The following is a 25,936-nucleotide window of genomic DNA, read 5'->3' as shown; positions in this document are numbered from 1 at the left end:
GGTTTGCGCAGAACATTTCAAAGATAGGATTGTCATGCCCCGCATATTTCCAAGCCTTGCCGCAGTGCTTTGCAGCGCAACCCCTGTTTTCGCGCAAAACCCCAACTGCGCCGGCAGCGGCGGGTCCGGGGTCTGGATCGGCGGTACGGCGGAAAATTCCGACATCGCGACGATCGACAGCTTTGCCGAACAGATGGCACTGGTGTTGAATGGCAACCAATATGCGAGTGTTTTCACGCTTAGCGCGCCGGCAACCACCCGCATTGAAGCACAGGGTCGGGGCAACGGTGATCCGGTTTTGGCGCTTTTCGGACCGGACGGCGTCGAAATCCTGACCGACGACGATTCGGGCGGCGGCGGTGCCGCCCGCGCAGAGGTCGATCTGGACCCCGGCACCTATTGCGCCATCGTCAGAAGCTATGACAACGCGCCGATGACGGCATTCGTGCGCATCGGGCGTGACGACACAGAAGCCCTGACCGATGGGACCGATGACACACCGTTCCAGCCCACCAATCCCCCCGGCGCAGAGCAGGCGGGATGCGATGCGAGCGAATCCTTTGGCACGCTGGCACAGAACGGCGCACCGCTGTCTGTCGACGCGGCAGCGGCCGACGGCGGGATCCTTCGCTTTGATCTGACCGAACCGATGGCGATCACGATAACGGCCAGCAACGAAGATGCAGACCCCCTGATCCGGCTGAACGGGCCGGATGGCGCATCGCTTGGCGAAAACGATGATTACGACGGGCTGAATGCGCGGCTGGACATGACCGACCCGCTGGCCCCCGGCACCTATTGCATCGGATTGGACGCGTTGGGCGATCCGACGTTGCCGATCACTGTAGCCGTGACCGCGTATGACCCGGCGGCGGCGCTGCAAGCGCTATATGCCCGTGGCGATGCCGCCCCACCGATGGATGACAGCTACCCGATCACGGAACTGGGGGTTCTGGAAAACACCCTGCAAAAAGATATCGACACGTCTGGCGATACCACATGGTTCAGCGTCACGATGCCGGAATCCGGACTGATCCTGACAGAGGCCAACAGCATCGCCACCGCCACAGGCGACCCGTGGCTGGTGATGTTCGATGCTGCGGGCCGCAAGATCGCACAAAACGACGACGCAGGTATGGACACCAATGCGTTGATGACCGCGCGGGTTGCGGCAGGCACCTATCTGATCGGGCTGAAACAGATCGGCGGCGGGCAGGCGTGGGTACGATTGCTGATGGAACGCTTCATCCCCGCGCCCTGACGCCTACCGGAACGCATCAACCAGCATCTGGCTGACGGTCGCCTGATCCAGATAGCCTGTCGCCCCAAGGTTCCGGTCACGCTGATATCGCCGAATCGCCTGTCGGCTGCGGTTGTCCAACTGTCCATCAACCGAACCCGGTTCCAGACCCAGTTGCGCCAGCCGTGCCTCGACCAGTTGCAGACTGATGGGGTCCATCGCCAGTTGCGCCTCAACCGCGGCAGCGGCGCTGTTGTCATCGGCTGGCGCCGGGGCATTCGCGCGCCCCAGTCTTTCGTTCGCCTGTTCCGCAAACAGACCGTCGGGAAACCGGTCCAGATAGGCGCGCAGGTTGCGTTTGCCGCCGCGTTCGCCGGTTTCTTCCCAATAGGCGCGGTCGCGGCGTTCCAGTTCGGCGCGCGCGGCGGCGGCTTCTGCTTCGCGTTGCTGCGCGCGGGCGGTGGCCTGTATGGACAGCCGGTCGATCTGATCGCGGGTCAAAAAGCCGGTTTCATCAACGTCGTTGTCGTCCTGCCACGCCGTGATCGCGCCACGTGTTCCCGGCCCAAAGATGCCGTCAATCCCGCGTGTATCAAAGCCCATGATCTGCAGATCACGCTGGATGGCCCGGCGTGCATCGGCAGACAGACCCAACGCATTTTCTGCATCGCGCAACGGGTTGGGCGGGTTACGCCGCAGGTCGGCCAGACGTGACACGGCAGCGGCGGCATTGGCCCCAGACGGATAGGCATCCAGATAGCGCGCATAGCTGCTTTCGGTGTCTGCCGCACGTGCAGCCGTCCACGCCGTCGTTTCGCTGTCGGTGGTCTGGGCCGTCAGTTCGGGCGGCAAGGTCACACGTTCGCTGGGAGGGATCGGTGCGTCGCTTTCAATCAGGGTCAGGCTGTTGGGCACAAACCCGGACAACGTGATGCCCCGCGTGCGGCGCGCCGTCGCAATAAGGTCCGCCCCCGGCACAGCGACCGCGTAGCGCATCAGGCCTTCGATCACTTCTGGCGTGCCCTGCAGAACGGTGACACCGCTGGGAATGTCCAGCGTGCCGATCCCGGCCGTCAGCCCGTCGTCATACGTGGTGTCAGCGTCTGTCACGCCCAACATCAGCACGGCGGCCCCCGGCGCGCGGGCCAGTGTTTGCAGCGCTGTCTGCAACAGGATGGCGCGTCGCCCGACGGTAAAATCATCGGGCTCGCCCGCGTCCTGCCCCATGAACCATGTCTGGGCGTCGTTGGTGGCGAACTGACCGGACAACGCCACGACCATACGTGTCGCATCCTGTGCCTGATCGGAAAACGCCACCGCCTGCCCGAACAGATCACCCGCCGCCACGTTCCGTCCGCCCATCAGGTCAAACCCGTGGTCCGCCAGATCAGCGCCCGCGGCAACCAGCCGATCCGCACGCGCAACGTCGGGCAAATTGGCGTAATCGGCATTGCCGACGATCAGGGCGGCGTCCTGCGCGCTGGCAAGCGTTGCAGCGCAGATCAGGGTGGTGGTCAAAAGCAGTTGGCGCATCATGTGTCCTATCAGGTGTCGTAACTGCGGCGGTCCTCGATCACGAGTCCGTCGCGGGGAAGCGTATCTGGCCCGTGAATGGTCACGTCGCCACGCAATTTCAGGATATCGACCACGGCCTTGGACGCTGCTTCGGCGTCAAGGTCCAGCCCTTCGATCTGTACGGCCATCGTATCGGCGTCGCCTTGCCGGTCCGCGATGATCCGGGCGCGGTCGGCCCCCGTCGCCTTGACCAATGCCGCGACCTGTTCGGGCCTTACGAACATGCCCTTGATCTTGGTTGTCTGGTCGGCGCGGCCCATCCAGCCCTTGATCCGCATATTGGTGCGTCCGGTCCTGCTGGGGCCGGGCAGCACAGCGCTTAGATCGCCGGTGGCAAATCGGATCAGCGGATAATCGGGGTTTAAGGTCGTCACGACGACCTCGCCCACCTCTCCCGCCGGGACCGGGTCGCCGGTACCGGGGGTGACGATTTCGACGATCACATTTTCATCGACGATCATGCCGTCGTCGGGCGCCGCTTCATATGCGATCAGACCAAGATCGGCGGTGGCATAGCATTGCATGCAGGTGATTCCACGGTCGGCATAGGCTTGCCGCAACTGCGGGAACAATGCCCCGCCCGAAACGGCCGCCTTGGTGATCGACAACGGCACGCCCAGCGCATCGGCCCGGTCAAGGATCACCTTCAGATAATCGGGCGTCCCGGCATAGGCTGTCGCACCCAACGCGGCGGCGGCCTGCACCTGCTGGTCGGTCTGGCCGGTGCCAGCGGGAATGATGCGCGCACCGACGGCGCCTGCCCCGTTTTCGAACATCGTACCAGCCGGGGTCAGGTGATAGGCGAAACAGTTTTGCACCGTATCGTTGGCCCCGATTCCGCAGGCATGCAGAAAACGGCCAAACCGCCACCAGTCGCGCGTATTGCCGCCCGGTTCATAGATCGGTCCGGGGGACTGGAAAACGTGGCTGACATTTTGCACGGGAATACCGCCGAACGGTGGCGCATCGGCCTGCATGCGGACCAGATCAGATTTACGAAGGACCGGCAGGCGGGACAGATCGTCAAGGGAATCGACGGTCCCGCCTGCAAGCCACGATACGCCTGACCCCGTTATCCGGGCTATCTGGGCCTTTACTCCCGCAAGCTGCGCCTGACGGCGCGTTTCAGCATTGCGGGTTTCCAGATCATCGAAATGGGGTGTCATCGCGCTTTCTCCTGTCCAGGTCGTGCTTAGTCTGACGCTCTGGACAATCGAAAGCTAGGGGCGGTGCGGGGCGCTATTCAATATCGCCCCGCTGTCAGCGGATACCGCGTCAGGGTCAGGCCGGCTCTGCGCTGTTGCGGCAGATGTTGACCATGGCCCGCACCATGGCGTCAGACACCTCTGCTTCGGTGCCCATATTATCCGCACCCGGTTCGGCGTTTTCGGTCGCCGTCGCGGTATCATCCGGGGATGCCGCGTCATCGGACGATGTCATTGACCCGACCGCACCGCTGTCCACCCCGGCGTCCGGTGGGGGCATCGTGTCAGACCCGACCGTCGACAAGTTGGCGACCGCGTCGATCTGCGCATCCGCATCCAGTTCAAGAAACTGCGTGCAGGTCAGCGTCGGATTGCCCGCGCCGGTGTCGATCGTCTGTGCCACGGCAGGCATGGTGAAAGTCGTCAGCGCCGCGCAAGCCGCGGCCAATGTCGTGCTATTCATCGTAAGTATCCCGTTGCAAGGTATGATACTGGCGGCACCCGACCGAAACCGGATGCCGCCAATGGCTGCACCGACAGATCAGTTCGCGGCGCTGGCCGTGTTGGTGCAGATCGTCACAAGTGCAAGCACCATATCGGACTGCTGCATGTCGGAACCGCCCGATTCCATCGCACTGTCGGACTCTTCGTCATCCGATCCGTCGCTGTCCGATGTGTCGCTGTCCGATCCTTCGCTGTCGGTCGACAAAGACCCATCGTCCGATGCGGATGCGTCCGGTGACACGTCCGTGGCCATGTCGTCGCTCTCGCCAGAGGTGTCGGACGCGCTGTCGTCTGACATGGCGTCATCTGACATGGCATCTTCGGACATGGCGTTGTCACGGCCCGCGTCTGCCAGCGTCTGTGCGCCAGCTTCCTGATCGGCAGGGGCCAGCGCCAGGAATTCGTCGCATACCATCATGGCGTTGCCGGTATGGGCCGCCGCAAATGCGGGTGCTGCGGCGCAGGACATAGCGATGGCGCTTGCACCGCTTAGAATGGTCATCGTTTTCATAGTTTCATTCCCTTTCAGGTTGCGGACAGCCGTTGCTGTCACCTGCAGGGAGAATGCGAATGCCGGAATAAAGTTTCTAAAACCATTTAAGCAAAGCAATAATTGACCGCACTCAGGCAAGCCACCGCTTGCGACGCCGATAGCTGCGCACATCACGAAAGCTTTTGCGGCCTTCGTCCGACATGCCCAGATAGAATTCTTTTACGTCAGGGTTTTCGCGCAATTCCCGCGCGGGCCCTTCCATGACGACACGGCCGGATTCAAGGATATAGCCATGATGCGCGAACCGCAGCGCCACGTTGGTGTTCTGTTCGGCCAACAGAAACGACACACCTTCACGTTCATTCAGATCTTTGACGATACCAAAGATTTCCTCGACCAGTTGCGGTGCCAGCCCCATCGACGGTTCATCCAGCAGGATTGTTTCGGGCCGTGACATCAAGGCGCGGCCAATCGCGCACATCTGCTGTTCCCCGCCAGAGGTATAGCCAGCCTGACTGCGACGCCGTTCCCGCAGGCGCGGAAAGTAATTATAAACCAACTCCAGGTCGGCACTGACAGCACCCGAACCATCGCGGCGCGTATAGGCACCGGTCATCAGGTTTTCTTCGATGGTCAGATGTTCAAAACAGTGCCGACCTTCCATCACCTGAATGACGCCACGCTTTACCAGATCGGTCGGCGTCAGATCCTGCACCCGGTCACCGCGATACAGGATCGACCCTTTGGTCACTTCGCCGCGTTCGGATTGCAGCAGGTTGGATATCGCCTTCAGCGTTGTGGTTTTACCCGCACCGTTGCCACCCAGCAGTGCCGTGATGCCGCCCTTTGGCACCTTCAGGGACACACCTTTCAGCACAAGGATCACATGATTGTAGATCACCTCGATGTTGTTGACCTCTAACAGGGTCTCTGTCGCGGTGTCGGTCGTGTCCAGCATGGTGCGCCCCTGCATCATCTTGCCAAAAATACTCATAAATCGGGCGGCCCGGAACGGGCCGCCCGAACACGCGGCTTACATGCAGCCCGGCGTGATGTTGTTTTCCGCAGCAAAGGCTGCAGCATCTTCGGCCACCAGCGCCGTGATGACTTCGTCGTCGGGCGCGATAAAGTCGGTCAGCGGGACAAAGACGCCTTCCGATGCGTTCCACTGCTGGACCAGACCACCGCCCGATCCACCGTGGTCTTCACACGATACCGAAAACTCTGGCCCGATGCCCGCCATGCCCAGTTCGGCCATCCGCGCTTCTGTCAGTTCAAGCGCTTCCATGCCTTCACGCATCTGGGCTGCGGTGATGTCGGATACACCGTGGATTTCCTGCGCTTTTGCAATCGCTTCGGCGGCCAGCATGGCGGCATACATGCCACGTACATACAGCACCTTGCCCAGATTGTTGCCGTCACCCGCGGCGTTTCCTGCATCGACGACAAGGCTTTGGATTTCGTCCAGCACGGGGTAATCCTGCACCCGGTTCATGTTCAGCGACTTGTATCCGTCTGCCGCCGCACCTGCCGGTGTCACGTCATGTTCCGCCCCGGCCCACCAGTTGCCGATGAAGTTTTCCATTGGAAAGCTGATGTTGGCCGCTTCCTGAATCGCGACCTGGTTCATCACACCCCAACCCCACATCACGACGTAATCGGGACGTTCGCGGCGGATTTGCAGCCATGTCGATTTCTGTTCCTGTCCCGGCGGTGTGACGGGAAACAGGCTTAGGTCAAAGCCGTGCTTTGCAGACAGTTCTTCCAGCGTGCGGATCGGTTCCGCGCCATAGGCGCTGTCATGATAGACCAGTGCGATGGTCTTGCCCGACAGATCACCGGCGTTTTCGTCAATCAGGTAGTTCACCGCGACCGATGCCGCATCCCAATAGTTCGCGGGGTAGTTGAATACCCAGTTGAACACTTCACCATCGGCGGCCGACGTCCGGCCGTAACCCATGGTGTGCAGCGGAATGCCATCGGCAGTCGCTTTGGGGATCAACTGGTACGTGATGCCCGTGGACAGCGGTTGATAGACCAGCGCGCCTTCGCCCTTGGTCGATTCGTAACATTCCACACCTTTTTCGGTGTTGTAGCCGGTTTCGCATTCGATAATGCGCACCGGTTCGCCGCCGATCCCGCCGTCACGGGCGTTCAACAGGTTGAAATAATCCTGATAGCCGTCCGAAAACGGGATGCCGCCTGCGGCATAGGGGCCCGTGCGATAGGACAGATCAGGAATGACAAGGTCTGCCGTCGCCGCGCTGCCAGCCAACAGGCCGGCAATCGCCGCTGCCGTAAAAGTCGAAGTTTTCATGGTTTTCCTCCCAGTGGTGATGCGCCGGGGTGTTCCCCGGTCGATGGTCAAGTGGGCTGCCTCCTCGCAGCGCACCTAATATGGAAACGGCCAAAGCCGCAGTTTTTCCTTTGTCAGACGCCAAAGCTGCGCCAATCCGTGCGGTTCCTTGATCAGGAAAAACATGATCAGCCCGCCCACGAACACCAGTTGCAGGTGGCTGACGATCTGCGTCGGCCAGCCCAGCACATCGGCCCCCAGCACCTTGAGTGCGACAGGCAGCAACACAAGGAACGCCGCCCCAGCAAAGCTGCCAAAGATACTGCCAAGCCCACCGATGATGCACATGAACAGCACAAGGAACGACTTGTTGATGCCGAACGCCTCGCCCACCTCCACAGCACCCAGATAGACGGCAAAGAACAGCGCGCCGGAAATGCCGATAAAGAACGACGACACGGCAAACGCGGTCAGTTTTGCCTTGAGCGGATCAACACCGATGATTTCCGCCGCGATATCCATGTCACGGATCGCCATCCACGACCGCCCAATCGTGCCGCGCGTCAGGTTTCGGGCCAGGATCGCGCAGATCGTCACGAACAGCAGGCAGATCAGGTATTGCGCAGCAGGTGCGGTATTTGCCCCCGTGACGGCCTGTCCAAACACAAACCGCTCCGGCGCGCTGATCTGACCAGATGCTGAATAGTTGTAAAACCACGGCACCTTGTTGAACAACCAGACCAGAAAGAACTGCGCCGCCAGTGTCGCCACCGCCAGATAGAACCCCTTGATCCGCAGTGACGGCAGACCGAACAGCGCGCCGACGACAGCCGTGATCGCGCCTGCCAGCACGATATGCACCAGCATCGACACATCCGGGAAAACCGTCATCAGTTTGTAAACGGCGTAGGCCCCCACCGCCATGAACCCGCCCGTGCCCAGACTGACCTGACCGCAATAGCCCGTCAGGATGTTCAATCCGATGGCCGCGATCGCATAGATCAGGAACGGCACCAGAATGGCGTTGGCCCAGTAATCATTGATGAAAAACGGGATGACCAGCCATGCAACCGCCAGCACCGCCCAATACCGCCACCGGTCGAACGCGATGGGAAAGGTCTGGCTGTCCGCCTTGTAAGTCGTCTTGAAATCGCCGGCTTCACGATACAGCATTCAGTCGCCCTCTTTGTAACGCAGGAAACCGACCTTGCCGTAGAATGCGCCTGCGGCGGCACCCGTCAGCAGCAACAGCGATTGTTCCTGAATGGCCAGCACAGCAAAAACCGCGCAGCTTATCGCACCCAGACATGCGATGATCAGACCGCTTTTGGCGGTTTTGATCGTGCTAAACCCTTTCAATGATCTTCTCCCCGAACAGGCCTTGCGGGCGGAACACCAGGAAAATCAGCGCAAGCACATAGGCAAACCATGTCTCTGTCGCCCCGCCGATCATCGGCCCCACGATGTATTCAAACAGCTTTTCCCCGACCCCGATAATCAGCCCGCCGACAATGGCACCGGGAATAGATGTAAAGCCCCCCAGCATCAGAACAGGCAGCGCCTTGAGCGCGATGAGCGACAGTGAAAACTGAACGCCGGATTTCGCGCCCCACATGATACCTGCGACCAGCGCAACCATGCCCGCCAGCGACCAGACCAATACCCAGATGTAGTTCAGCGAAATTCCGACCGACAGCGCGGCCTGATGATCGTCCGCCACCGCGCGCATCGCACGGCCCTGCTTTGTATACTGGGCAAACGCGATCAGCGCCCCCACCAGCACGATGGCCACCAGCGTGGCGACCATGTCCAGTTTGTCGATGAAGAAGCCGTAGAAATCCTCGCCACCCAGACCCACGGTCAGGTTTTCGACAAACATCGATCCACCCTGCGGCAAACCGACATCCAGCGTCTTGATATCTGACCCCCACATCAGGTCACCGACACCTTCAAGAAAATAGGCCAGCCCGATGGTCGCCATGAACAGGATGATCGGTTCCTGTCCAACCAGATGCCGGAACACGAACGTATGCACCGCCCATGCGAACACGACCATCAGTGCCAAGGTTATCAATATCCCAAGGAACGCTGGTACGGTCCAACCAAAGTGGTGGATGTTGGTGCCGAATGTCGCGTTTATCAGATGGCTGAACGGCACCTGCCCTTCCATCACCCCCACCAGTGTCAGCGCAGCGAACAGCGCCATTACACCTTGGGCATAGTTGAAGATGCCTGACGCCTTGAAGATCAGCACGAACCCCAGCGCCACCAGCGCGTAAAGCACGCCTGCCATCAGGCCGTTGATCAAAACCTCGACCCCATACAGGAAATCAGCGGACATTGGTGTGCTCCTTAGTCATGGGCGACCCCCAGATAGGCGTCGATGACGTCCTGATTATTGCGGACCTCTGACGGGGTGCCGTCACCGATCTTGCGGCCATAATCCATGACGACCACCCGGTCGGAAATATCCATCACAACGCCCATGTCGTGTTCGATCAGCGCGACAGTCGTGCCGAATTCATCATTCACATCAAGAATATAACGGCTCATATCCTCTTTCTCCTCGACGTTCATGCCGGCCATGGGTTCATCCAGCAGCAACAGCTTGGGTTCGGCGGCAAGCGCGCGTGCCAGTTCGACCCGCTTTTTCAGACCATAGGGCAGACGGCTGACGGGCGTTTTGCGGATCGCCTGAATTTCCAGAAAGTCGATGATCCGTTCCACGGCTTCACGGTTTTCGGTCTCTTCCCGCTCGGCCTTGCCCGTCCAGATCGCCTGCGCCAGCATGCCCGCCTTCATGTGTGTCAGGCGCCCGGTCATGATGTTGTCCAGAACGCTCATGCCTTCGAACAGGGCGATGTTCTGGAACGTCCGCGCGATGCCCAGACGCGCCACCTGATATGGTTTCATCGGTGGGCGTTTTTCGCCACGGAACCAGACTTCGCCCTCTTGCGGGTTATAGAAACCGGAAATCACGTTCAGCATGGATGACTTGCCGGCACCGTTCGGGCCGATGATGGCGCGAATTTCGCCTTCGCGGATGTCAAAGCTGATGTCCTTGATCGCTTCTACACCGCCAAAGCGCAGCGTGATCCCGCGCATATCCATCAGGACGCCGCCGATGGTCCGGCCATCTGCGGTGACATGGCTGTCTGCGATATCCTTCATGCGCGTTCTCCTGCGGGATGGCGGGCGGGGCGTTTTTTCGCGCAGCGAAAACAGCGTCGTATCGTCATTCCGCTGCCTCCATCCGGGGGGCTGTGACCGGTATGACGCGGGCGTCGCGGATATCCAGCGTCGCCTTCAGCTTGCCCTTGCGGCCATCTTCGTAGGTCACTTCTGTTTCGGTATAGACGGTCGATGACCCGTCATAGAGAGCCGTGACAAGGTCATCGAATTTTTGGCCCACGACCGCGCGGCGCACCTTGCGCGTGCGGGTCATTTCACCGTCGTCCGCGTCCAGTTCCTTGTGCAGCACAAGGAACCGGTGGATCTGGCAGGCGGCCAGCATCGGGTCTTCGGCAACGCTGGCGTTGACGGCGTTCACGTGTTCCTCGATCTGCATCAACACCCGCGGGTGCTGCGACAATTCCTGATAGGACGAATAGGCGATGTTGTTGCGTTCGGCCCAGTTGCCAACGGCGTTCAGGTCAATGTTGATAAAGGCGACACACCGGTCGCGGCCCGCGCCAAAGACGACCGCTTCCAGAATGTTGGGATAGAACTTCAGTTTGTTTTCGACGTATTTCGGCGCGAACATCGCACCGTCCGCCATTTTGCCGACGTCCTTGGCGCGGTCGATGATCCGCAGATGTCCGGTGCCGTCTTCGATGAAACCGGCGTCACCTGTCGCAACCCAGCCCTCGGGGTCCTTGGTCGACGCGGTACTTTCGGGGTTCTTGTAATACGACACAAACGTGCCGGGAGAGCGGTAGAACACCTCTCCGTTATCGTCGATCCGCAGCTCTACGCCGGGGGACGGCACGCCGACCGTGTCGGACCGCACCTGACCGTCGGGTTGCTGCGTGATGAAAACGGTTGCTTCGGTCTGGCCGTAAAGCTGTTTGAGGTTGATACCCAGCGAACGGTAGAAATCGAAGATCTCTGGCCCGATTGCTTCCCCGGCGGTGTAGCCCACGCGCACCCGCGACAGGCCCAGCGTATTTTTCAGCGGACCGTAAACCAGCATGTCGCCCAACCGGTAACGCAGCCGGTCAAACAGGCCGACAGATTTGCCATCCAGCAAATCGGGGCCGACGCGGCGGGCATGCGCCATGAAATGATCGAACATCCATTTTTTGATCCGGCCCGCGTCTTCCATGCGGATCATCACGGTGGTCAGCTGGGTTTCGAACACGCGCGGCGGGGCAAAGAAATAGGTTGGCCCGATTTCACGCAGATCGGTCAGCATGGTGTCCGGGCTTTCGGGGCAGTTGACGCAAAACCCGGTCCACATCGCCTGACCGATGGAAAAGATAAAATCACCGACCCATGCCATCGGCAGGTAGGCCAGCACCTCGTCGCCGGCGCGCAGCGCATCGAATTCGGCGGAATTCTTTGACGTCGCGATCACGTTACGGTTGGACAGCACCACGCCCTTTGGCCGACCCGTCGTGCCAGAGGTGTAAAGCATGACGCAGGTATCGTCCAACGTCCGCGCATCTGTCAGTGCGTCCATGTCGGCGCGCCGGTCACTGGCCCGCCCCCGGTCCTGCACGTCGGCAAAGCTGCTCATCGCGCTGTGGTCGTAACGGCGCAGGCCGCGCCCGTCCAGATAGATGACATGGTGCAGCGACGCGCCTTCGGCTTGCGCGTCGATCAGTTTGTCGACCATTTCCTGATCGCCCACGACCGCAAAGCGCGCGCCGGAATGGTCCAGCGCATAGGCGATTTCTTCGACAGCGGCGTCTTGATACAATGGCACAGGCACGCAGCCGATCTTTTGCGCCGCGACCATCGCCCAATACAGGGACGGACGATTCCGCCCGGTGATTGCGATGTGGTCCCCCACTTCAGCACCAAGTTCCAGCAGACCCAACGCAAACGCGTCGATTTCGCGCGCGGCTTCGGCCCAGGTCCAGCTTTGCCAGATGCCGAATTCCTTTTCGCGATACGCTGGCTTGCCGCCGTGACGCGCCACGTTGCGCGCCAGCAAATGCGGCACTGATCGGACATCACGGCCCAGGTCGGCGGTGTTCATCAAGATGGCCCTCCATGGGATCGGGCCTTGCGGCCTTCACGGGGGCTGCACCTCCTCAAGCACGCCCTTGGGATCATCTTGGATAAGAACCTGCTGCGCGGTCAAATGTTTTTTTTGAACGCTTGTTCAATTCGTAGGCATCAACCACGAAAAAGGGCGGTGGCTTACGCCACCGCCCGTCTTCACTGACAGTATTCGGGAATGCAATCCGAAGGGTATCAGTTGAAGTTGTAAACGACCGACACACCCAAGGTGTTGTTCGCATCAGAGAAGCTGTCGTCCGAATTGTCGTTGTAGATCGTGGTCAGCGACGTGCGCAGCGCCAGCGCGTTTGTCATCGATACGTTCAGCGCCAGTTCGTTCTGAACCTGCGTGCTGATGTCCGAATAGATGATGTCGGTGTCGTTGGTCAGGTAGGACGTTGCCGACAGCGAGCGGTAGTAGTTCGACGACACGGATGCTGCGACTTCGTCGACATCAACACCGTTGACCTGCTCTGCATAGCGGTAGCCGGGGCCTGCCTGCACGGACCACTGCGACGTGGCGTCATTCAGAATACGGTAGCCCAAGCCAACACCGGCAAAGATGTCGGTTTCATACGAATCGGGCTCGGTCACAGCAGAATCCAGCAGGACGTCCAGCTTACCGTAGGCAAAGAACGCACCGGACAGATCGCGGCGATAGTCGGCACCGGCCAGCAGGCGGTTGGTTGTTTCATCGCCGTTATCGGCTGCGTAGTCATACTTTGCCGACACATCGATACCGTTCACGCCGTCAAACGTGCCGTAACGCAGGCCAACGCCGACATTGGAATTGTCATCGTCGTCGTTGCTGTTGGCCGTCGCGCGGAATGCAACAGAACCGTAGGATCCGACCAGACGGCCTTCGTTGCCGAAACGGCCGATGTCACGCTCTGCGTCTTCGGCGATCTGCTCTTGCAGGTCATCGACGGCATCCACGGCGGCGTCTTCGTTGCTGAAGACGGTTGTTTGTGCGGCAGCGGCACCAGCGATCATCGAGGCAGTCGCGGCAGCTACGAAAATGTTCAGAGTTTTCATTGTTACTTTCCCTTTAGTCTCCGCACTGTGCGGTGTGGGGGTTAAATGCCCATGACCGGGAAAAGTTCGATAGCTTGCGCCATGATTCAAAGGTCCAGTAGTTAAACTGTAGCAGAATCGCGACACAGACTCCGAAGCTATAAATTTAGTTAAACAATTTCAGTTACTTGAAATTATCACGCCCATGTGTCTGAAAAAAATGGCCTGATTACTGTTTTGTGATGGAACCAACGCAACTGCTATTCCGCCACGAATATATCCTCTGGTGCTTTTTCAACTCGCACAGCAGCATATTTGAATTCCGGAATCTTGCCGACGGGGTCAATTGCCGGATTCGTCAGGATATTTGCAGCCGCTTCAACATAGGCAAAGGGCAGGAACACCATATCGTGAGCGACGGAACGGTCGGCCCGCGCCATCAGGGTGACGCTGCCGCGGCGGGTCGTCAGCCTGACCTGCCCGCCGGGGGCCACGCCCATGTCGCGCAGGGTATGGGGATGAATCGAACAATTCGCCTGCGGTTCCACGGCGTCCAGCACCGTGGCCCGGCGGGTCATTGACCCGGTGTGCCAATGTTCCAGCTGCCGACCGGTGGTCAAAACCATCGGATATGCGGCGTCGGGCGTCTCGTCAGGGGCGATCACTTCTGCCGGGGTGAATTTCGCCCGACCGTTACTGCGGGGGAAACCATCGGCAAACATGATCGGCTCTCCGGGTTGGTCGGGACCGTGGACGGGATAGGTCACCGCTTCACGCTCCAGCCTCTCCCATGTGATGTTCTGCAGTGAACCCATGACACGCGTCATTTCCGCGAACACGTCACGCGGATGTGCGTAGGTCCAGTTCAGCCCGATGCGACGGCCCAGATCAATCAAGATCGCCCAGTCTTCGCGGGCATCACCCGGCGGTGGGACAGCAGGACGGCCCATTTGCACCTGACGATTGGTGTTGGTCACCGTCCCGGTCTTTTCGGCAAAGGCTGACGCGGGCAGGATCACGTCGGCAAAATTCGCGGTTTCAGTCAAAAAGATATCCTGCACGACCAGATGCTGCAATTTTGCCAGCGCATCGCGGGCATGATCCAGATCCGGGTCAGACATGGCGGGGTTTTCGCCCTGAATGAACATGCCCTTGATCTTGCCGTGATGCACGGCGTCCAGAATTTCGGTCACGGTCAGACCGCGCTGGGGGTTGAGATTATCGCTGCCCCAGACGTGTTGGAAATTGCGGCGGATCTCTGCTTCGGTGACGGATTGGTAGTCTGGCAGATACATCGGCACCAACCCTGCATCGGATGCACCCTGCACGTTGTTCTGACCGCGCAGCGGATGCAGCCCTGTGCCCGGACGCCCGATCTGCCCCGTCATCAGCGCCAAAGAGATCAGGCAGCGCGAATTGTCGGTGCCATAGGTGTGCTGGCTGACCCCCATCCCCCAAAAGATCATCGCGGACTGCGCACCGGCAAAGGTGCGGGCCACGTCGCGCAGCATGTCGGCGTCGATCCCGCAGACGTCAGCCATCTTTTCAGGGGTGAAACGGCGCAGGTGTTCACGCTCGATATCCCAGTTTTCAGTATAGCCTTCGATGTATTGTTGATCGAACAGCTGTTCTTCGACGATCACGTTGCAGATCGCGTTCAGCATGGCGACATCTGTGCCCGGCTTGAATTGCAGCATGTGCGACGCATGCCGTTTCAGCGCCTGACCGCGCGGATCCATGACGATCAGCTTGCCGCCGCGTTTGGCAAATTGCTTGAAATAGGTCGCGGCGACAGGGTGGTTTTCAATCGGATTGGCCCCGATCACGATTGCCACATCGGCGTTTTCGATTTCGTTGAATGTCGCCGTAACGGCGCCTGAGCCAACGTTTTCCATCAGCGCCGCAACAGAGGACGCGTGGCACAGACGCGTACAGTGATCGACGTTGTTATGGCCGAACCCTTCGCGGATCAGCTTCTGGAACAGATACGCTTCTTCGTTGGTGCATTTGGCGGACCCGAACCCGGCGACGGACTCGCCACCCACGGTATCACGCAGGTCGGTCAGCCCCTTGGCAGCGCGGGTCATCGCTTCGTCCCAGGTCACTTCGCGGAACACGTCAAGGTAGTTGCCGGGATCGACGTTCAGCCCCTTTGCGGGGGCATCGTCGCGCCGGATCAGCGGTTTGGTCAGACGGTGCGGGTGATCGATGTAATCGAACCCGAACCGCCCCTTGACGCACAGCCGGTTTTCATTGGCAGGGCCGTCCAGCCCATCCACATATTTGATCTTGCCGTCCTTGACCTTCAGGCTGATCTGGCAGCCGACACCGCAGAACGGGCAGACGCTGGCGACCTCTTCGTCAAAATCCTTGCTGTCACCGATCTGGTCGGCGTCCAGCACGCTGGCTTCCATCAGGGCGCCGGTCGGGCAGGCCTGCACGCATTCGCCACAAGCCACACAGGTCGATGCACCCATCGGGTCGGCCATGTCGAACACCGGATAGGCGTCATGCCCCCGGTGGGCCATGCCGATCACGTCGTTGACCTGCACTTCGCGGCAGGCGCGGACGCACAGATTGCACTGGATGCAGGCGTCCAAATTCACGCGCATCGCGACATGGCTGTCGTCCAGCAGCGGCACGTGATCGGGGCGTTTTGCCGGAAAACGCGATGTGGTCACACCGGTCAGATCAGCCATGTCGCGCATATGGCTGGATTTATCGTGTGCGCGGTCGTGATCGGGATGATCCGCCACCAGCAGTTCCATCACCATCTTGCGGGCCTGCCGTTCGCGGGGCTGGTCTGTGGTCACCACCATCCCGTCGGTCGGGGTCCGCAGGCAGGACGCCACCAGATTGCGTTCGCCTTCGACGGCGACCATGCAGACGCGACAGTTGCCATCGGGGCGATAGCTGGCGGCGTCTTTGAAACACAGGTGCGGAATGACCAGCCCCTGACCGTTTGCGACTTCCCATATGGTCTGGCCGGGCTGTGCCTGCACAGACTTGCCGTCAAGGGTAAAGCTGATCGTATCGGTCATGGCGCGCTCCTTCGGACTTGGCACAGACATAGCGCCGTTCCGGTGCTGCGTCACCCGACCAAAGCGGCTGTGACCGCTTTGTTTACGACGCTTTCAGGTTTCCGGATAGGGCCGGACAAAGGCCCAGGTGTCGCCGTCAGACTGGTCAGGATCAAAGGCATAGCCGCCCGCCACGAAATCCTTGACCCCGTCGACATCGGTGATCCGGTTTTCGATCACGAACCGCGCCAGCGCCCCGCGTGCACGTTTGGCGAAAAAGCTGACGATGCGCGCGCGACCGTCCTTCACTTCCAGAAAGCGGGGGGTGACAATCCGCAGTTTCAACGCAGGCCGGTCGGCGGCGGCAAAGTATTCCTGACTGGCGCAATTCAGCAGCGTGTCCGCCCCTTGGGCCGCAGCCTGCGCGTTCAGCGCGTGGGCCAGCGTGTCGCCCCAGTAGTCATAAAGCGACGCGCCACGCCGGGTTTTCAGACGGCTGCCCATTTCCAGACGGTAAGGCTGGATCGCATCCAGCGGACGCAGGATGCCGTAAAGCCCCGACAGAATGCAAAGCCGGTCCTGCGCAAACGCCAAATCATCGTCTGACAGTGTCCGGGCTTCCAACCCCTGATAGGTATCGCCGTCAAATGCCAATGCGGCGGGCTTTACCGCATCCGGGGCGGGTTCATCTGAAAACGACTTGAACCGGTCGCGGTTCAGCCGCGCCAGATCGTCGGAAATCGACATCAGTTTTTTGAGATCGCCCAAGGTCTGGCCGCGCATGGTTTTCGCCAAACGCACCGCATCAGCCTGAAATGCGGGTTCCGTGGGCGTAACACCCACAGGGTCGAGGTTCAGGGATTTAGCGGGCGAAATGGTGACAAGCATGGGGCCTCCGGTCAGTCTTGATGCATTTGTAGCACGCTGCCTGACGTGCGCCACCCGCCGCGACGCCGCAGGTCGGGTGCGTGTTATCCATCGTTCAGGATCATCAGAAAGGCATCGGCAAACCGTTCGGAATGACGGTCGCCAATGATGCGCGCCACGGCTTGTTCGTCAGCGTTGCGCAGGCGCGCAACCTTTGCCAATTGGCTTGCGGAACAGGACATCGGTTTATCCGTGCCGCCCGGTCCCCGCGCCAGATCGGCCTGTGCTGCCATCAGCCGGTCATAGGTTTCGCCTTCTAGCCGACCTGCCAGCTTCATGCGGGCGGGATGAATCTCTTCCACCGCGCCTGCGATCACTTCCAGAAAAGCGCGTCCGTATTTTTCCAGTTTCGTGGCGCCGACGCCGCCAATCCGGGCCATCTGGTCCATTGTCTGCGGTTTCGTTTCCGCCATCTCGATCAGGGTCTTGTCGTTAAAGATGATATAGGCCGGGCCGCCTGCCGCTTCGGCCAATGCGCGCCGTTTGGCTTTGAGCGCCGACAGAAGCGGCGCGTCGTCTTCGCTGACCATCTGGCGGACGGCGGGACTGAATTTCGCGGATTGCACGGTATCCTTGCGCAGGGTCAGCGACGCTTCTCCGCGCAGGATCGGCAGGGCCGCATCGGTCATCCGCAGCGCGCCGTGACGGGCAGCATCGGGGCGGAACAGGTCCAGCCCCATCATCTGCCGAAAAATCGCCTGCCATTGCCGTTTTGAAAACGATTTGCCAACGCCAAAGGTCGGCAATTTGTCGTGGCCGCGTTCACGGATCTTGGCGGTATCGGCCCCCATGACGATGTCGATCAGATGCCCCGCGCCAAAGGATTCAACCGTGCGCAGCGCCGCCGACAACGCCATCCGCACCGGGGTCGTCGCGTCGAACGTTTCCGGCGGGGTATTGCACAGATCGCAGTTGCCGCAGGGCGCGGGATCTTCACCAAAGTAGCGCAGCAAATTCTGACGACGGCAGGCCTGTGCCTCTGCCAGACCAAGCAGCGCGTTCAGCCGCCCATGATCGGCAGTCCGCCGTTCGGGCGGTGCGAGTCCTTCGTCGATTTGCTGGCGGCGAAACCGCACGTCCTCGGCACCGTAAAGCGTCAGGGTTTCGGCAGGTGCACCATCGCGGCCGGCACGGCCAATTTCCTGATAATAGTTTTCGATGGATTTCGGCAGATCGGCATGGGCGACCCAGCGGATATCGGGTTTGTCGATCCCCATGCCAAACGCGATGGTCGCGCAGACGATCAACCCGTCCTCTTGCTGGAAACGGCGTTCGATGTCGCGCCGCGGCTCTGCTTCCATGCCGCCGTGATAGGCGCAGGCGGAATGTCCGGCCTGCGACAGCGCCTGTGCCAGCGTTTCTGTCTTGGCCCGTGTGCCGCAATAGACGATGCCGGATTGCCCCTTGCGCGCGGCTGCAAATCCCATGATCTGCGCACGCGGACTGTCTTTGACCGCAAAGGCGAGATGGATGTTCGGACGATCGAACCCGCGCAGGAACGTATCCGGCTGCACGCCGTCGAACAGCTTTTGCACGATCTCGGCCTGCGTTTCGGCATCCGCCGTTGCAGTGAACGCGGCCAGCGGCACGTCCAGCGCACGGCGCAATTCACCGATCCGCAGGTAATCGGGGCGAAAATCGTGGCCCCACTGGCTGACGCAATGCGCTTCGTCCACGGCGATCAGGCTGACCCCGGCCTCTTGCAGCATCCGCTGGGTGCCGAACGACGCCAGCCGTTCGGGCGCCATATAAAGCAGTTTCAGCGTGCCATCGGTCAGCCCGGCCCAGACCGCATCGGTTTCCGCGTCCGTGTTGCCCGATGTCAGTGCACCGGCGGCAACCCCAGCTTCGCGCAATCCACGCACCTGATCGCGCATCAGGGCAATCAGCGGCGAAATCACCACCGTCACACCACCCCGGACCAGCGCGGGCAGCTGGAAACACAGCGATTTGCCGCCCCCCGTGGGCATGATCGCCAGCGTGTTGCGACCCGCCGCGACCGCGTCCACGATTTCTTCTTGGCCCGGACGAAAACCGTCAAAGCCAAAAACATCCCGCAAAATTTGCGCCGCTTCCATGCGTGGTTCCCATCTTTGCCTGCGTGATGTCTCATCCCACATGAAGAATCTGTAAACAAGCGTCCCCCGGCGCACCGTGGCGTTGCCAATTCCAGCGCACCCGACTACCCCGGTGCGGATAAAAAGGGAGACCATCATGGGCGAAATCACGCTGGTCCGTCACGGGCAGGCCAATTCCGCAGCAACGACAGAGGCAGAGTATGACCGCCTGTCCGAACTGGGGCACCGTCAGGCCCAGTGGCTGGGCGAATGGATGCGCGCGCACGACCGGGCCTATGACGTGGTTTTATCCGGCACCCTGCGCCGTCAGCGCGAAACGCTGACGAACCTTGGCTATCCCGACGCCGACCGCGACGCGCGCCTGAACGAAATCGCCTATTACGACCTGAGCGATGAAATGACCCGCGTGCATGGCAGCGGTGCGCATGATCCAACCGATTTCGTCACCCACTTTCCTGCTACCCTGACCGCATGGCGGCAGGGTGAAATCGGCGGGGCCGAAAGCTATGCCGCGTTTACCGACCGGGTGCGCGATGTCATGGCAATGGCCGCACAGCCGGGTAAACGGGTGCTGTGCGTCAGTTCCGGCGGGATCATCGCACAGGCGATTTCCGATATTCTGGGTCTGGATATTCCGCAGATGGCGCGGGTGGCGCTGCCGATTTTCAACACTTCGGTCCATCGTATCCACGTGACCGATCACGGGCCGCTGCTGGTCAGCTTCAACGGCACACCGCATCTGGATTCGGCTGATCGCGCCGACCGCAAGACGTTTTACTGAAAGGCCGGATATGACGCATCTTTGGGTCAGGGCCGAACAACGCGCACATGAACAGCGCGTCGGCATCATGCCAGAAGGCGTGACCGCCCTGCTAAAAGCGGGCTTTGCCGTCACGGTCGAGGAGTCGGCGCAGCGCAGCGTCCCGATTGCGGATTATGCCCGCACCGGGGCGGCCATCGCGCCCGCTGAAAGCTGGGTCAATGCGCCCGAAGATGCGATTGTTTTCGGGCTGAAGGAATTGGCGGACGACCGCACGCCGCTGCGACACCGGCACATCATGTTCGGTCACGCCTACAAAGGGCAACCCGACGGGCGGCGCCTGCTGGACCGGTTCCATGCGGGCGGCGGGAGCTTGCTGGATCTGGAATATCTGACCGACGAACAGGGCCGCCGGGTCGCGGCATTCGGCTATTGGGCTGGCTACGCGGGGGCCGCCGTGTCCCTGATATGCTGGATCGCGCAGCAGCGTGGCGGCATCGCCGGACCCGTGCGCGCAGTGCCGTCAGCAGCGCATCTGCTGGCGGATTTGCAGGCTGATCTGGTGCAATTGGGCACCCAGCGCCCGACCGCGCTGATCATCGGGGCCAAGGGCCGCGTCGGCACCGGGGCCGCCGATCTGTGCCGCGAAATGGGCGTCGCCACCACCCTATGGGACGTGGACGAAACCGCCCATGGCGGACCATTCCCGGAAATCATGGCGCATGAGCTGTTCCTGAACTGCATCCTTGCCCGGCCCGGAACGCCCGTGTTCGTCCCCGCCAGCGCGAAATCCGCAGACAGGCGTCTGTCAGTCGTCGGGGATATTGCCTGCGATCCAGACAGCGATTTTTCCCCGATCAAGGTCTATGACCGCGTCACAAGCTGGGACACACCTGCGTTTCGCGTCCACGCGGCGCCACCGCTGGACGTGACGGCGATCGACAACCTGCCATCACTGATGCCGCTGGAAAGCAGTCAGGATTTTGCCGATCAGCTTTTGCCGCATCTGCTGACGCTGCCCGATGGCGATGTCTGGTTGCGCGCCCGCGCCATGTTCGACCGCGCAATCACGTAATCGCGGTCAGCGTCCGAAAATCCGGTAATACAGCGCGTCCGGCAGGAATTGACCCACACGGAACAGCGACCCCAGCGCACGGGGAAACGTCTTTTTGAAATTGTCGCTGTCCATCAATTCGAACATTTCGCGTGCGGCGTCTTCGGGTTCCATGATCTGCGGCATGTTGAAATCGTTCTTGTCGGTCAAACGCGTCTTGATGAAACCGGGGTTTGCGACCTGCACCTTGACGCCCGTTTTACGCAAGTCGGCGTATAGACATTCCGCCAGCGACAGGATCGCGGCCTTGGACGCGGTATAACCGATGGACCCCGGCAGCCCGCGATAGGCAGTCAGCGACGACGTTAGCAAGATGTGCCCACCGTCCCGCGCGACCATGTCACCAATGACGGCCCCGACACAGCGTTGCGCGCCCAGATAGTTTACAACCGCCATCGTGTCGGCCTTGTCCTGATCCCATTCGGTTGCGGGCATCGGCCAATAGGCACCGGCCAGATAGACCATGCCGTCGATCTTACCGACAGCGGCATAGGCATCTTTGACAGACGCGATATCGGACACATCGACGGTCTGAAAACTGGCCTTGCCCGGCAGTTCGTCGACAAGCGCTTTCAACCGGTCTTCACTGCGGGCAGAGACGATCACTTCGGCCCCGACCTTGGACAATTGGTGTGCAAGCGCACGGCCCAACCCTTCGGATGCACCGATCAACCAATACCGTTTGCCTTGCCAGTCGCTCATGCCCGTTCTCCTATGTGATTACCGTCAGATAGGGTCGCGTGCCGGCTCCTCAAGCGAGAGCCGCGTCAAAAGCACGATTGCCAGTAATTTCAACCCGCACGGCACACCGGCGTAAAGCCATGTCAGCAGATCAAGCGCCTGCGCCGGATTGTCGGCACCGGACCGGAACCCCGCCTGTTCCAGCAGCGGCAAAAGCACCGCTGCGGCAAAGGCCAGCGTCAGTTTGTTCACAAGGCTCCAGAGTCCGAACCCCTGCCCACCGTTAGGCGACACCCGGGCCATGCGGCGTGCAAACATGGCCGGTAGCAGCGTCAGATCCGCACCGATGGTCGCACCCGACAACACGCAGACCACGGCAAACGCCACCTGATCGCCAGCGCCCAGCGTCAGTGTGTAACCGAACGACAGCACCGCCAGCACCATCGCCACCAGCAGCGTGCGTTTCGCACCAAATCGGCGCGCGACAGCGGACCACAGTGGCGATGACAGTGCTGCCGCAAGAAAGAACAGAACCAGCAGCGGGCCTTCCCAGCCCGGCGCTTGCAGGCGGCTGTCAACGTAGAACAAGAACAGGGTGGACGACACCGCCAACGGTGTGGCGTTGACCAACGCCAGCACCAGCAGACGGCGGGTGATCGCATCGGCCAAAATGGTGCGGATCGGGGTCGGCTGCGCCTGTGTGCGGCCTTTCCATTCTGGCCACATCAACAGGGCAGCGATCCCGGTCATGGCAGCAAAGCCCAGCGCAAAGACGGCAAAGGGCGACGAAACCTGCCCCATCAGCAACGTCGGCGCGATGGCCGCCACGCAAATTCCCAGCAGTGCGCCGGTTTCGCGCCACGCCGCAAGACGCACGTGTCCATCGTCGCCGGCACCGGCCTTGGCGATACCTTGGGCGTAGAAATTGATCGTCAGAAAGCTGAACGCGCTGAACAGTGCCGTGATCGTTATGCCAAACCACCACAGCGGCGCGATGGGGGGCGCGACCGCAAACAGCCCCAGCATCGACAACGCCAGTACCACGGCGCCACCTGTCACTGCCCACGCCTTGGCCCGGTCCAGCCGTTCGCTGATCCAGCCCAGCAGCGGGTCCTGCACCACGTCGAACAACCGCAGGGCAGCCAACAGGGCGCCCAGCGCCGTCAGGCTGACGCCATAGGTGTCTGCATAATATTTCGGGGCATAAATATAGATCGGCAGCCCTGCCGCATTGATGACTGCGGCAAACAGCGCAAAGGCCGGAAGTCGGTTCACCGACTGACCTCATCCTTGGGCGGTGGGGTCCACCGACGAAAGGTTGCGCGCTTGATCCACAGCTTGACCGCTTGCCAGTGGATCAGTGCCAGCACCCGCCGCGAACCAAAGGGCCGCCGGACAAGCGACCACAGGATACGGCGGTTGGTCAGCGGGGCGCGCGGTCCCGACAGCGTGGCGATCAACCCGCCCGCATCGCGGCCATAGTCGATGCGGATATCGACCGCATCCGGCGTGATATCAAACCGGAACGTGTAATCCCCCGCGATGGGCTGGAACGGCGAAACGTGGAACACCTTGCGCGACGACAGCGTCGTTTCGCCTGTGATCGGTGACAGATCGTCGTGGTGACACAGATAGGAATGCCGGTCGCCAAAGGTGTTGCCGACCTCTGCTATGATCACGCGCAGAACACCGCCCCCATCATGGCACAGCCAGAACGACACGGGATTAAAGACATGACCCAGCACGCGTGGTTGCGCCAGCAGGTCGATACGGCCCACGTCGTCCAACGGCGTTTGCGCCAAGACCTGCCGCACCCATTGCGTGCCGGTCCCGACCTTTGGCTGTCCGCCATGGTCGGTATCCCACAGCGACATCAGACCAGCACGGTTTCGCCCGAACAAGGCCGGACCGCGCGAGGCCGCCTCTGCATCGCACAACACGTAGTCGATGGAATAGCGAAAGGCGTTTTTGACCGCCCCCTTGCGCCCGTGAAAGGTCTGCCCCGCGATATGTTCGATGCCTGTCATTCCGCCGCAAGGGTCGTGGGCCGGGCGGCGTTCAGCCCGGTGACCACGTCCATCGCACTGGCAAGCCCGTCTTCGTGGAAACCGTTGCGCATCCATGCGCCGCAGAACCACGTGTTCCGCGTCCCGTTCATCGCGACCGCCTGTTTCTGTGCGGCAAGGGCCGCGGTGTCGTAAACGGGATGCCGCAGGTTCGTTTCGTCCCAGATCAGGTCTTCGCGGATGGTGCGGGTGGTGTTCAGCGTGACCATGTAATCCGGGCCGGTCAGCCAGGGTTGCAGCGAATTCATCCAGTAGGTCAGGTCGATCTGATCGGACCGTTTGGCCGCATCTTCGGTATAGACCCATGACGCCCAGACCTTGCGCCGCTTTGGCATGATCGACGTATCGGAATGCAGCACGACGCGGTTGCCCTGATAGCGCACGGCGCCCAGCACCTTGCGTTCAGGACCAGAGGCATCCGCCAGCAGCGCCAGCGTGTCGTCGGAATGCGTGGCAAAGATGACGTCATCGAAATCTTCCCATTCCGTCCCGGTGCTGCGGACCTGCGCACCGGTCACGGTGCGCTGCACGCCCTGCACGGGGCTGGCCAGACGGATATTGACACCGCGCAGGGTCATCGCGGCGTGTAATTTGTCAACGTATTGCTTACTGCCGCCAGCGACGGTGAACCACTGGTGCTGGCCGTTGGTGTTCAGCAGTGCGTGATTTTCAAAGAACTGCAGCAGGGCATGGGCAGGGAAATCGTTTATCTTTTCCTTGGGCGTTGACCAGATCGCGCCGGAAAACGGCGTCAGGTAATGGTCGCGGAAATAATTCGACAGACCCAGTTTCGCCATCAGCTCGCCCACGGTCAGTTTCGTGTCCTGCGCTGCGGCCAGCCCGTGTTTGTTGAAATGCAGAATATCGCGCACCATGCGCAAAAAGCGCGGGTTCGCAGTATTACGGCGCTGTGCGAACAGCGCATCGAGTGAATGCAGCGCATATTCCAGCCGTCCGCCATCGAATGATGCGCCAAAGCTCATGTTGCTGGGCACGGTCTGCACATCCAGATCAGCGAACAGCCGGACAAGATGGGGATAGTTCGCATGATTGAACACGATAAACCCGGTGTCGACGGGGGTATCATGATCGGGTCCGGCCAGACGGGTGCGGGCGTGGCCGCCCAATCGCGGCTCTGCTTCGAACAAGGTCACATCGTGGTCGGCGGCCAGCGCATAGGCCGCCCCCATGCCGGAAATTCCGGCACCGATCACTGCGACCTTGCGGGACCCGAAGGTCGGGATGTCTTTGGGCATTGTGTCTCCGGTCAGGTCTACGATGATCTAGCCACGGTTCCTAACGCAATTCGGTTGCAGAACCGGCATGGTAAAATCGTCGCAGTTCAGTCCCACGCCAACGGCGTCAGCGTGTTTCCACGTTTCAAAAAGCCGTCGCCGTTCGGGTCAAGGTAGAACGTCAGCCCCGGATAGGCATTCGCCACAACATACTGGCCGTCCATCACGGCGATCTGTGCGACAGGGCCGGTTTCGGACCCGCCACATACCTCTGTCCCGTTACGGCAGGGGGACAGCGTATAGGTCAGAAGCGTCCGCAGCGGGTCGGGGTCATTCACGATGATGCTGATCGGCCCGTCGTCCAGCGGCGTGTCGCGGAACGCCTCATTAAACGCGATGCCGGTCTGGCGCACGCCGTCAGACAGGGGATCGGGATTCATCGGGTCGGAACAGGCGGCAAGCGCCAGAACGGCCAAGATCGTCGGGCGAAATGTCATGTATC

At 60.8% G+C, this 25,936-nt stretch carries 23 protein-coding genes; 3 read left to right on the top strand and 20 right to left on the bottom strand.

The genetic code is table 11. From position 1 onward, the window contains the following. The first annotated feature begins 34 nt into the window (after positions 1-34). Positions 35-1,261 carry a DVUA0089 family protein gene (locus GZH79_RS06200; RefSeq protein ID WP_211642910.1) on the top strand — a complete coding sequence of 409 codons (1,227 nt, stop codon included), beginning with the start codon at positions 35-37 and terminating at the stop codon, positions 1,259-1,261. A 3-nt stretch (positions 1,262-1,264) separates the two neighbouring features. On the opposite strand, the gene GZH79_RS06195 is transcribed toward GZH79_RS06200, so the two are convergent. From GZH79_RS06195 to recQ, 15 genes are all read right to left on the bottom strand, one after another. Further along, positions 1,265-2,773: a peptidoglycan-binding domain-containing protein gene (locus tag GZH79_RS06195; RefSeq protein ID WP_211642909.1), complete on the bottom strand. Its 1,509-nt coding sequence runs from the start codon at positions 2,771-2,773 to the stop codon at positions 1,265-1,267. 11 nt (positions 2,774-2,784) lie between these two features. Next, on the bottom strand, positions 2,785-3,981 hold the full coding sequence (locus GZH79_RS06190) for an AMP-binding protein (RefSeq protein WP_211642908.1): 1,197 nt from the start codon (positions 3,979-3,981) through the stop codon (positions 2,785-2,787). A gap of 115 nt (positions 3,982-4,096) precedes the next feature. After that, complete coding sequence (locus GZH79_RS06185; protein ID WP_211642907.1) at positions 4,097-4,483, bottom strand: hypothetical protein; 387 nt, start codon at positions 4,481-4,483, stop codon at positions 4,097-4,099. A 78-nt stretch (positions 4,484-4,561) separates the two neighbouring features. Then, entirely contained in the window at positions 4,562-5,035 is a 474-nt protein-coding gene (locus GZH79_RS06180; protein WP_211642906.1) for a hypothetical protein, read from the bottom strand. Positions 5,036-5,147: 112 nt separating this feature from the next. Further along, positions 5,148-5,975 carry an ABC transporter ATP-binding protein gene (locus GZH79_RS06175; RefSeq protein WP_211642952.1) on the bottom strand — a complete coding sequence of 276 codons (828 nt, stop codon included), beginning with the start codon at positions 5,973-5,975 and terminating at the stop codon, positions 5,148-5,150. 75 nt (positions 5,976-6,050) lie between these two features. After that, positions 6,051-7,334 (bottom strand): ABC transporter substrate-binding protein, encoded by a 1,284-nt coding sequence (locus GZH79_RS06170; RefSeq protein WP_211642905.1) that lies wholly within the window; start codon positions 7,332-7,334, stop codon positions 6,051-6,053. Positions 7,335-7,409: 75 nt separating this feature from the next. Beyond that, positions 7,410-8,486 carry a branched-chain amino acid ABC transporter permease gene (locus GZH79_RS06165; protein ID WP_211642904.1) on the bottom strand — a complete coding sequence of 359 codons (1,077 nt, stop codon included), beginning with the start codon at positions 8,484-8,486 and terminating at the stop codon, positions 7,410-7,412. Further along, the gene (locus GZH79_RS06160; RefSeq protein WP_211642903.1) at positions 8,487-8,672 is read right to left on the bottom strand and encodes a hypothetical protein; all 186 of its coding nucleotides are present in this window, start codon (positions 8,670-8,672) and stop codon (positions 8,487-8,489) included. After that, entirely contained in the window at positions 8,659-9,654 is a 996-nt protein-coding gene (locus tag GZH79_RS06155) for a branched-chain amino acid ABC transporter permease (RefSeq protein WP_211642902.1), read from the bottom strand. Before GZH79_RS06155 ends, GZH79_RS06160 begins: the two co-directional genes overlap by 14 nt. Positions 9,655-9,665: 11 nt before the next feature. Further along, positions 9,666-10,484: an ABC transporter ATP-binding protein gene (locus GZH79_RS06150; protein ID WP_211642901.1), complete on the bottom strand. Its 819-nt coding sequence runs from the start codon at positions 10,482-10,484 to the stop codon at positions 9,666-9,668. A 64-nt stretch (positions 10,485-10,548) separates the two neighbouring features. Beyond that, a complete protein-coding gene (locus tag GZH79_RS06145; protein WP_211642900.1) occupies positions 10,549-12,516 on the bottom strand; it encodes an AMP-binding protein in 1,968 nt (655 codons plus the stop codon). A 218-nt stretch (positions 12,517-12,734) separates the two neighbouring features. Beyond that, positions 12,735-13,574 carry a DUF481 domain-containing protein gene (locus GZH79_RS06140; RefSeq protein ID WP_211642899.1) on the bottom strand — a complete coding sequence of 280 codons (840 nt, stop codon included), beginning with the start codon at positions 13,572-13,574 and terminating at the stop codon, positions 12,735-12,737. 239 nt (positions 13,575-13,813) lie between these two features. Further along, positions 13,814-16,594: a formate dehydrogenase subunit alpha gene (fdhF, locus tag GZH79_RS06135; protein WP_211642898.1), complete on the bottom strand. Its 2,781-nt coding sequence runs from the start codon at positions 16,592-16,594 to the stop codon at positions 13,814-13,816. A gap of 93 nt (positions 16,595-16,687) precedes the next feature. After that, entirely contained in the window at positions 16,688-17,461 is a 774-nt protein-coding gene (gene yaaA, locus GZH79_RS06130) for a peroxide stress protein YaaA (RefSeq protein WP_211642897.1), read from the bottom strand. A gap of 83 nt (positions 17,462-17,544) precedes the next feature. Then, a complete protein-coding gene (recQ, locus tag GZH79_RS06125) occupies positions 17,545-19,578 on the bottom strand; it encodes a DNA helicase RecQ (protein WP_211642896.1) in 2,034 nt (677 codons plus the stop codon). 136 nt (positions 19,579-19,714) lie between these two features. Between recQ and GZH79_RS06120 the strand changes: the two genes are divergently transcribed. Next, positions 19,715-20,359 (top strand): histidine phosphatase family protein, encoded by a 645-nt coding sequence (locus GZH79_RS06120; RefSeq protein ID WP_211642895.1) that lies wholly within the window; start codon positions 19,715-19,717, stop codon positions 20,357-20,359. A 10-nt stretch (positions 20,360-20,369) separates the two neighbouring features. After that, a complete protein-coding gene (locus GZH79_RS06115) occupies positions 20,370-21,413 on the top strand; it encodes a saccharopine dehydrogenase (RefSeq protein ID WP_211642894.1) in 1,044 nt (347 codons plus the stop codon). Positions 21,414-21,419: 6 nt separating this feature from the next. Here GZH79_RS06115 and GZH79_RS06110 read toward each other — a convergent pair whose 3' ends face one another. From GZH79_RS06110 to GZH79_RS06090, 5 genes are all read right to left on the bottom strand, one after another. Then, the gene (locus GZH79_RS06110) at positions 21,420-22,154 is read right to left on the bottom strand and encodes an SDR family NAD(P)-dependent oxidoreductase (RefSeq protein WP_211642893.1); all 735 of its coding nucleotides are present in this window, start codon (positions 22,152-22,154) and stop codon (positions 21,420-21,422) included. A 24-nt stretch (positions 22,155-22,178) separates the two neighbouring features. Then, positions 22,179-23,408, bottom strand: coding sequence for an MFS transporter (locus tag GZH79_RS06105; RefSeq protein WP_211642892.1), 1,230 nt, complete (start codon positions 23,406-23,408; stop codon positions 22,179-22,181). Next, a complete protein-coding gene (locus tag GZH79_RS06100; RefSeq protein ID WP_211642891.1) occupies positions 23,405-24,160 on the bottom strand; it encodes a DUF1365 domain-containing protein in 756 nt (251 codons plus the stop codon). Before GZH79_RS06100 ends, GZH79_RS06105 begins: the two co-directional genes overlap by 4 nt. Continuing rightward, positions 24,157-25,455, bottom strand: a complete 1,299-nt coding sequence (locus GZH79_RS06095) for an FAD-dependent oxidoreductase (protein ID WP_211642890.1) — start codon at positions 25,453-25,455, stop codon at positions 24,157-24,159. The genes GZH79_RS06100 and GZH79_RS06095 overlap by 4 nt, the downstream gene beginning before the upstream one ends. Before the next feature lie 86 nt (positions 25,456-25,541). Further along, positions 25,542-25,931: a hypothetical protein gene (locus tag GZH79_RS06090; protein ID WP_211642889.1), complete on the bottom strand. Its 390-nt coding sequence runs from the start codon at positions 25,929-25,931 to the stop codon at positions 25,542-25,544. Between the last annotated feature and the right edge of the window lie 5 nt (positions 25,932-25,936).

This window comes from Loktanella sp. SALINAS62 (assembly GCF_018263905.1).
GTDB lineage: Bacteria > Pseudomonadota > Alphaproteobacteria > Rhodobacterales > Rhodobacteraceae > Loktanella.
The sequence above is the reverse complement of the archived record's forward strand: the minus strand, read 5'-3'. Positions and strand labels throughout refer to the sequence as shown.

Excerpts from the sequence above, each read along its gene's own strand:
- GZH79_RS06200 (WP_211642910.1), top strand. The coding sequence starts at position 35 with ATGCCCCGCATATTTCCAAGCCTTGCCGCAGTGCTTTGCAGCGCAACC.
- GZH79_RS06195 (WP_211642909.1), bottom strand. The coding sequence starts at position 2,773 with ATGCGCCAACTGCTTTTGACCACCACCCTGATCTGCGCTGCAACGCTT.
- GZH79_RS06190 (WP_211642908.1), bottom strand. The coding sequence starts at position 3,981 with ATGACACCCCATTTCGATGATCTGGAAACCCGCAATGCTGAAACGCGC.
- GZH79_RS06185 (WP_211642907.1), bottom strand. The coding sequence starts at position 4,483 with ATGAATAGCACGACATTGGCCGCGGCTTGCGCGGCGCTGACGACTTTC.
- GZH79_RS06180 (WP_211642906.1), bottom strand. The coding sequence starts at position 5,035 with ATGAAAACGATGACCATTCTAAGCGGTGCAAGCGCCATCGCTATGTCC.
- GZH79_RS06175 (WP_211642952.1), bottom strand. The coding sequence starts at position 5,975 with ATGCTGGACACGACCGACACCGCGACAGAGACCCTGTTAGAGGTCAAC.
- GZH79_RS06170 (WP_211642905.1), bottom strand. The coding sequence starts at position 7,334 with ATGAAAACTTCGACTTTTACGGCAGCGGCGATTGCCGGCCTGTTGGCT.
- GZH79_RS06165 (WP_211642904.1), bottom strand. The coding sequence starts at position 8,486 with ATGCTGTATCGTGAAGCCGGCGATTTCAAGACGACTTACAAGGCGGAC.
- GZH79_RS06155 (WP_211642902.1), bottom strand. The coding sequence starts at position 9,654 with ATGTCCGCTGATTTCCTGTATGGGGTCGAGGTTTTGATCAACGGCCTG.
- GZH79_RS06150 (WP_211642901.1), bottom strand. The coding sequence starts at position 10,484 with ATGAAGGATATCGCAGACAGCCATGTCACCGCAGATGGCCGGACCATC.
- GZH79_RS06145 (WP_211642900.1), bottom strand. The coding sequence starts at position 12,516 with ATGAACACCGCCGACCTGGGCCGTGATGTCCGATCAGTGCCGCATTTG.
- GZH79_RS06140 (WP_211642899.1), bottom strand. The coding sequence starts at position 13,574 with ATGAAAACTCTGAACATTTTCGTAGCTGCCGCGACTGCCTCGATGATC.
- fdhF (WP_211642898.1), bottom strand. The coding sequence starts at position 16,594 with ATGACCGATACGATCAGCTTTACCCTTGACGGCAAGTCTGTGCAGGCA.
- yaaA (WP_211642897.1), bottom strand. The coding sequence starts at position 17,461 with ATGCTTGTCACCATTTCGCCCGCTAAATCCCTGAACCTCGACCCTGTG.
- recQ (WP_211642896.1), bottom strand. The coding sequence starts at position 19,578 with ATGGAAGCGGCGCAAATTTTGCGGGATGTTTTTGGCTTTGACGGTTTT.
- GZH79_RS06120 (WP_211642895.1), top strand. The coding sequence starts at position 19,715 with ATGGGCGAAATCACGCTGGTCCGTCACGGGCAGGCCAATTCCGCAGCA.
- GZH79_RS06115 (WP_211642894.1), top strand. The coding sequence starts at position 20,370 with ATGACGCATCTTTGGGTCAGGGCCGAACAACGCGCACATGAACAGCGC.
- GZH79_RS06110 (WP_211642893.1), bottom strand. The coding sequence starts at position 22,154 with ATGAGCGACTGGCAAGGCAAACGGTATTGGTTGATCGGTGCATCCGAA.
- GZH79_RS06100 (WP_211642891.1), bottom strand. The coding sequence starts at position 24,160 with ATGACAGGCATCGAACATATCGCGGGGCAGACCTTTCACGGGCGCAAG.
- GZH79_RS06095 (WP_211642890.1), bottom strand. The coding sequence starts at position 25,455 with ATGCCCAAAGACATCCCGACCTTCGGGTCCCGCAAGGTCGCAGTGATC.
- GZH79_RS06090 (WP_211642889.1), bottom strand. The coding sequence starts at position 25,931 with ATGACATTTCGCCCGACGATCTTGGCCGTTCTGGCGCTTGCCGCCTGT.